Annotated in this window: 1 protein-coding gene; it reads right to left on the reverse strand. The window is 60.6% G+C overall.

What is annotated here, in order from left to right; all coding sequences use genetic code 11:
* Nucleotides 1-182: 182 nt before the first annotated feature.
* The coding region (locus B9Z47_RS18300) for an S-layer family protein (protein WP_146185830.1) at nt 183-4,498 on the reverse strand (4,316 nt) is incomplete at its 5' end.

Genomic DNA, 4,498 nt, shown 5'->3' on the forward strand with positions numbered 1-4,498 from the left:
CACGATTTACGCTCCACGCTTCCTTCCCACGCTCGGTCGCCCTCACGCAGTTGCGCTTCACTTTGCTCACTGTGACCAGCTCGCAGCGGGACTTGCACCCGCAGGTGTGCGCCCATGCTGGGCGCACACAAAAAACCCCGCCTCAGCATCTGCCAAGGCGGGGTTTTTCCTTCTGGCCTCGATCAGCTTTGCGGCTGTTGCAACAAGTGCTCGGCCAGCAGGTCCATGTGGTAGCCCAGGTGCTGTGGCTCTGGCGCACGCAGGGTGTCGCCCTCGGCTGCAAACAACGCCTCGCTGCCCTGCTCTGCCGCGTGTGCGCTCTGGATCATGTCGTACAGGAACAGCTTGACGCTGGTCTGTGCCGACAGCGGCTGCGCCTTGGCTGCACTTGCCTGGGTCTGCGCCACAAATCCGGCCAAGTCCAGCTCGGGCACGCTCTGGTAAGCAAACGCCGCGTCGGCCACCAACATCTCGCCGCCGCCTGACAGCTGCGCCGTGCTGCGGCCCGCTTCCTGCACCCCCACCGCCGGGGCTCGCACCACACTGTCGCTGCTCAGCTCGATCGCCTCAATGCCCACATCCGTCAGGCTGCGCACTTCGCCCACTTCGCTCACGCCGTTGCCGTTGCCGTCTTGCCAGACTTTGAACTCGCCAAACTTCGCGTCTTGCGCGTTCAACACGCCGTCCCGGTTGCTGTCAAACGCTGCCGCCAATCCTTGCAAGTCGGTGCTGCTCACGCCGCCGTACTGGCTGAACGCGTATTGGCTGTTGTCGTGCACCCAACCATCGGCGTACTTGTCCCACACCAGCACACCGTCCTGGCGACCCGCCCAGGCCGTCTGGTCCAGCTGGCCGTCGTTGTTCACGTCCATCAGCGTCTGGCTGTAGTCCAGTTGGCCGTCGCGGTTCAAGTCCAGCACCACAGGCGCCACGCTGTCGTTGTTGGTCACCGGTATCACCGAGCGTGCCAACACCTGGGTGCTGGTGCCCGCGTTTTGGTAAACCGTGTAAGTGAGCGAGCCGTTGCTCACGGTGCCCACGTTGGTCCAAAAGCCCAGATCGGGTGCCAACACCAGACTGTCGTTGGCAGAACCGTCCACCAGCAATTGGTGGAAATTGGTGGTCGCGCTCAAAGCGGTGCCTGTGACGTTGGTCCAGGTTTTGCCATCGGCGCTGAGGGTACCGGTGTGGAACAGGTTGAAACCGGCCATGTCCTTCACATCACGGGCTGTCAGCGTCAGCGTATTGGCTGCAGTGTCTGCGCCCATGGCGATGCGCTCGATGCCCTCAATGCGGCTGTTTTCTTCCAGCCCCATGGCACCTGCATTGCTGATAGTACTCAGGTTCAGACTGGCACCACCCGTCAGGCCCAACGTGTCAAAACCGCCGCCGCCGCTCACGCTGGCCTTCGCTGTCTGCCCTGCGGCCACGTTCGCCAAATTGGTCACGTCGCTGGCCGTCAGCACGATGGTGTCGTCACCCAAGCCGGCAAAGAAACGGTCTACACCGCCGCCGCCCGTGAGGGTGTCGTTGGCTTTGGAGCCAATGATGGCTTCAGACACTGCCGTGCCTGTGACGCTGCCGTTGCCCACCACTGCAGAGGAGACCCACTGCGTGCCGCCAAAGACAATCTTGTAGCTGTTCAAGTTGCCCGCTGCCGATGATTGGTCAGCGATCACCAAGTCGGTCAAGCCGTCACCGTTAAAGTCACCCGCAAACGACACATCCTGTGCGGTCAGCGCGTTGTTGCTGGTCGAATAGGTGAGTTTGAAGCCTTTTGACGCCGCAATGGTGGCGCCAGTCAAGTCCACATCCACGCCGTTGGCACTGCCGTACACCACATAAGAAGAGCCTTTGTTGGAGCCCACGATCACGTCGGCAAAACCGTCGCCGTTGATGTCGCCAGCACTTGAGACTTCGCCTAAAACCGCACCTGTGGTGGCACCGCTGAAAATGCGGAAACCTTGCGAAGCAGCCAAGGCAGCGTTGGTAATCGTCAAGCTGGTGGGTGCGGCACTGCCATACACCACATAAGCGGCTGTGTAGGCTTGATCAGAATCGGTGGCCACGATCAAGTCAGCATAGCCGTCGCCGTTGACATCGCCTGCGCTTTTGACGCTGGTGCCTATTTGAAGGCCATTGGCTGACCCTGTTGACACCCCAGATATCTTGAAGCCTTGCCCTGCAGCAACAAGCGTATCCATATTGCCACCTGTCGCACCACCAAAAATCACGTAAGTTGCACCGCTGCCGCCGCCCGAAGAAGATGCACTCACAAGCACATCGGCCAAACCGTCGCCGTTGATGTCGCCGGCACCCGAGACAGAAGAACCCGCCGCCTCATTGACCTTGCCCGTCAGCTTGAAGCCGTCTGCAGCGGCAATGCTGCCATTGGTGCCAAAGGTCAATGTGGCCGCATTGGTCTTGCCGTACACCACATAAGCCGCGCCGCCACCGGATGCGGTGTTGTCACCCGTTACACCCATGATGAAGTCGCCAATGCCGTCGCCGTTGACATCCCCCACGCCCGACACACTGTTGCCCAGCGACCCGTAAGCCGTGCCTGCCGCGATTTTGAAGCCACGCGATGCGGCAATGGTGCCGCTGGACAGGTTCAACGCTGCAGGGTTGGCGCTGCCGTACACCACAAAGCCCGCACCGGCGTTGGTGCCGCTCTGGCTGTCCGAGCTGGCCCCGATCAACACATCGGCAAAACCGTCGCCGTTCACGTCGCCAATGCCTGTCACCGAATCGCCCAAGTAATTTCCACCATCAATTTTGAAACCCTGGTCGGCAGCAATCACGCCGTTGCTCATGATCGCACCGGCGTCCAGCTTCATACCCTCGCCAAGGGCATTGCCATAAACCACATACACACCAGACTCGGTAGAGCCAGCCACACCAATCAGCAGGTCGTCGTAACCGTCACCGTTGAAGTCGCCTGCGGTAGCCACCGACCGCATGAACGATGTGGTACTGGCCGCACTGGCGAAAGAAGTGGTGATGACATAACTGCCATCGGCCGCCTGGGTTGAGAAGTTCAGCTGAAGGTCGCTGTTCATGCCCGAGTAAGCCAAGCCTGACGTGTCTTGAATGGCGCTGTCGCTCACTTTGAGGAAGTAGTCGTTACCCGCCAGCAAATTGGCCGATGGGTTGATGCTCAACAGGCTGGTGCCCCAGCCTGTGACCAGCGCGCTGGTGCTCACGTCAAACGCTTGCACCGGTAAGCCCGTGGTCTTGTTCCACAGCTGAATAAAGCCTGTGCCTTTGACCACGTTCTCGCTGAACTGCAAGCTGATGTTGTTGCCCAGGTTGGCCGTATTCACAAAGTCGTTGTCGGCTGGCGTGCTCCACAGCAAGGTGGGTGCCTGAGTGTCCACCGTCACGCCCTGCTGCACCAGCAACTGCGAGTGGGTGCCGTCGTTTTGGTACACGGTGTATTGGCTGGTGCCGTTGCTCACGGTGCCCACGTTGGCCCATGCGCCACCGTTGGCGGTCAGCGCCACGGTGTCGTTGCTGCCGCCCTGCACCACCATTTGGTGGTAGGGCGTGATGGTGCCCAGTGCCGTGCCGCTCACGTTGGTCCAGGTCTTGCCGTCTTCACTGGCGCTGCCGGTGTGAATCTGGTTGAAGCCGGCCATGTCGTTGATGTCTTTGTTCGAGATCTTGAGCATGTTGGCCGCCGTGTCGGTGGCCATGTCGATGCGCTCCATGCCCTCGATGCGGCTGGTTTCGTCGATGCCCATGGCCGCAGCGTTGGAGATTTTGAGCAAATCAAGGCTGGTGCCACCGGTCAGGCGAAGGGTGTCAAAACCTGTACCACCGCTGAGGGTGGTCTTGACCGTTTGGCCTGTGCTGTTGTTTTGCAAATTGGCGATGTCGCTGGCGGTGAGCACGATGGTGTCGTCGCCACGACCCGCAAAGAAACGGTCCACACCGCCGCCGCCGGTCATGACGTCGTTGCCGGTGGAGCCGATCAAGGCTTCGTCACCCGCTGTACCGGCAAAGTCACCCGTGCCGTTGAGCGCGGCGGTGACCCACTGCGTGCCGCCCAACACCACGTTGTAGCTGTACTTGGACCCACCCAGCGTGGAAGAAACCAACAGGTCGTTCAGACCGTCGCCGTTGATGTCGCCGGCGCTGGCCACCGAAAGGCCCACCCCGCCCACCAGCTTGAAGCCATTGCTGGCGGCAATGTTGCCACTGGCATCAATGGCCACCGTGGTACCGCTGGCGTTGCCATACACCACATAGGTGGCGTGCTGTCCGGTCGTCACACTGTCCATACCGGTCATGATCATGTCGCTCAAGCCGTCACCGTTGATGTCGCCAGCACTGGCGAGACTGGTGTAGGAATCGCCAAGATTGGAATTGACGGTGGTGTTGCCATTGGTGATTTTGAAACCACGGCTCGGATCGATCACGCCGTTGCCCACATTCAGGTCCAGGGCTGTGCCACTGCTGTTGCCATACAAGACGTACACCACGCCACCGCCCG

The organism is Limnohabitans sp. 2KL-1, assembly GCF_003063435.1.
Lineage (GTDB): Bacteria > Pseudomonadota > Gammaproteobacteria > Burkholderiales > Burkholderiaceae_C > Limnohabitans_A.